At 65.2% G+C, this 2,724-nt stretch carries 2 protein-coding genes; both read right to left on the bottom strand.

Features of this window, described 5'->3' with window-relative positions:
* Positions 1-219: 219 nt before the first annotated feature.
* The gene (locus Q0R63_RS08785) at positions 220-705 is read right to left on the bottom strand and encodes a hypothetical protein (protein WP_295696428.1); all 486 of its coding nucleotides are present in this window, start codon (positions 703-705) and stop codon (positions 220-222) included.
* A gap of 294 nt (positions 706-999) precedes the next feature.
* The gene (locus Q0R63_RS08780; protein ID WP_295696426.1) at positions 1,000-2,406 is read right to left on the bottom strand and encodes a hypothetical protein; all 1,407 of its coding nucleotides are present in this window, start codon (positions 2,404-2,406) and stop codon (positions 1,000-1,002) included.
* Positions 2,407-2,724: the final 318 nt, after the last annotated feature.

The raw sequence follows: 2,724 nt of genomic DNA, 5'->3' as shown, positions 1-2,724 counted from the left end.
GTGACAGCCGGTGAAGCTGAAGACCGCACTCGTTCGAATGACTTCATGTGATGGTCGTAGGCTCTCCAAAGCGTTTAACCCGAAGGTGCCCCACTTCGCCGCGTAGCGGCCATCGCGGGACGAAGCCCGGCGCCTGGCCCGTGGGATCTGACATCGTTGCCAAAGTTTACCAGGCACTGCTGGGTGGCTTCGTCAGAAACCAGGGAGGGAAGAAAGCGCTCAGGTCCCAGTTCTCTTAGGAAAGCGAGCACTCCCCCCGTCTCGTCGCTCGGAGTCGTGTGGCTTCACGTGGAGAGCTGTGTGAAGTGAATCGGTGAAGCTGGTAACTGAGAAGGATATTTCAGTCCAGCGGCCGACCGATACTTCGTTGGCGCTATTCACGAAGTGCAGCACGATATCGTTGCCACTGACGACCACCCGTTCCGGAGTGCCATGTACCACCTTGTTGGTGACGTCACGAAGCGTCACCGCGGAGGCAGACCCGTCGGAGCGTGTTAGTACCCCGGTAATCGGAATCCTTTGATCGACTATCGACGCAGTCTCCCGAACCTCTACAGCCAAAGCTCTGATGGCCATTTGCGCGAGCGCCGCGATTAGGTTCTCGGACTCATCCACAACCCTGTAGGTGCCCGGATGCAGTGCCCAAAGTTCGGCGATTGCACGCAGAAAGCTCCAAGTCAGGCGAACATCGGGATTGGCTTCCATCAAGCACCACCTCCGAAAGCAGCCTGACCGAGCGGCGGCTCCTTGTCTACCCAACAGCCACGGGGTGCGTCTATCCGCCGCGAGAGCGGCTGTCCCACACCGCCGCGAATCGGCGTCGGTTGTGGTTGAACTGATCTGGAAGTGTCGCCCCAGGTTTTCGGAATTAGCTCCTGTTGCTTGCTGACGCTGTCTGGGCCACCTCGATCGCGCGGCCGCCCTTCGGGGTGGAAGGGGGTGGAAGGCGGGGTCGTTCTTCCTGGTCGACCCGGGCGGCTGGGCGGTGTCGCTTTGGCGTCAGTTGAGTCCGACCGAGAAGACCAGGGTGCCCCAGTTTCGTCGGCGGTCTGGTGTCTGACTTCTCGGGGGCGGAACGTACTCGGTGGCAAGCCATACGGCGGTACCGGAGCGGTTGATGCTCGCGTAGGAGTAGTCGCCCCACCGGGTGGCCTTCTTGTCGTACGGGCCGGTGCCGGCCGCTGCGACGGTCGGGGCTCTGAAGTTGGCGGCGCCAGCTCCCAGGGTCGCGTAGGCGGCACTGGGAAAAGTCGGCGGACCGGTCAGGGTGAAGGTCATCGCAGCGCGGCCGAAGGCGTCGGCCTGAAGGGCGGGGTACAGGATGTACGCGCCGGACTTGACGACGTATCCCTGACGGTCGATGTGGGCAGCAGCCACCACACCTCCGCGGAGGGTGGGGACGACCGAGAACCATGCGGCCCCGGCTCGTTCGGCGGTGTCTCCGGGGATGGTCACCGCCGTCGTCAGCGCCCCCCACAACCGGCCGCCAGTGAACTGGGCTTGCTGCATGCGGTCGTCCCCGGAGTCGATGTTGCTGGCCGAGCCACGCTGCGCCGCCGGTGGCGGGACGCCGTAGGCCTGCGAGGAGATCACCACACTGGACAGGGTGGGCATGCCCCCGGCCGCGACCTTGGCCCCGCCGGTGATCGCCCAAACCCCGAGCCGGGAGTCGAACGTCCCGTTCGGGTCCAAGGAGCTCAGGAAGTACTCGGCCGGTTCTGCCCCTGACGTGGTGGCCGGCTGGACGGACGCGGCGAGGGCACCGTCGACACTCAGGTCGCCGAAGTGGACGATATGAGCCGCCGGCCGTCCGGCGAGAAGGTCGGCTTTAGCGACGGCGTAGATCTGCGCCCCGTTGAACTCGGGGCCGTTGACGGAGAACTCGTTGGTGCTCAGGTACACGTTGTTCTGGTCGATACCCAGGAGAGGCTGGTCCCCCAGACAGGGGCACCCGGGATTGCGCGGTTCTCCCAGACGGCCGTCGTCGGTGGTGTCGAGGCGGTACTGCGTCCAGATGCTCGTTGGATCACCTGAGGTGTTCACGGCCAGGTCCGCCCGGGTCTGGCCGGTGGCGAAGTCGATGAACAAGATGACGGCATACCAGGTGTGGGTGGCCGGCTCGAAGTAGCAGCGTGGGTCCGACGTGAACTCCGTAGAACCCTCGTTGAAGAGGTCGTTGACGTTGAACGGACCGCGCACCCGGGTGCCATTGGTGCGGTAGATGCTGTAGGCCGAGTTGACCGCCTCCAGGATGAAGCCGTCGCCGACGCAGAGCCCCTGGTCCGGGGGCTCGAACTCAGAGTTGAAGTTCGTGTCCCGGCTGTCGTGGCTGCTGACACCGTCGAAGCTGCGCTGCAATCCGACGCTCGACTGGGCAGGGGGTGTCGCCGCTGCGGGGTGAGCCATCGAGGCCGACCGCCCCGGCACCCGCGGAATAGCCCGCACTCCTCGCGGATGAGCATCGGCCTGACCCGCGGACCTCGCAGTCCGTAGGCCCGGCGCCGGACCGTCCAGGGCTCGGGCCATCAGCCCCGCCCGGCCCGAAGAGTAGACAGACCCCGCTGGTGGTTCCTGTGCCGGGGCTGCTGCGCCGGTCAACGCGGCTGTCACAGCAGCAACACCGGCAAGGGCAATGAGACGACGAGGTACACAACGCATGGTTCCTCCTCAGACCCCCGCCCGATGCAGGCCGCGGCAAGGCCTAATCAACTCCGCCGCGACGAG

The organism is Lapillicoccus sp. (assembly GCF_025353065.1).
Taxonomy (GTDB): Bacteria; Actinomycetota; Actinomycetes; order Actinomycetales; family Dermatophilaceae; genus Lapillicoccus.
The sequence above is the reverse complement of the archived record's forward strand: the minus strand, read 5'-3'. Positions and strand labels throughout refer to the sequence as shown.

What these genes read in the sequence shown, in the direction of transcription:
- Q0R63_RS08785 (WP_295696428.1), bottom strand. Translation starts at nt 705, where the DNA reads ATGGAAGCCAATCCCGATGTTCGCCTGACTTGGAGCTTTCTGCGTGCA.
- Q0R63_RS08780 (WP_295696426.1), bottom strand. Translation starts at nt 2,406, where the DNA reads ATGGCTCACCCCGCAGCGGCGACACCCCCTGCCCAGTCGAGCGTCGGA.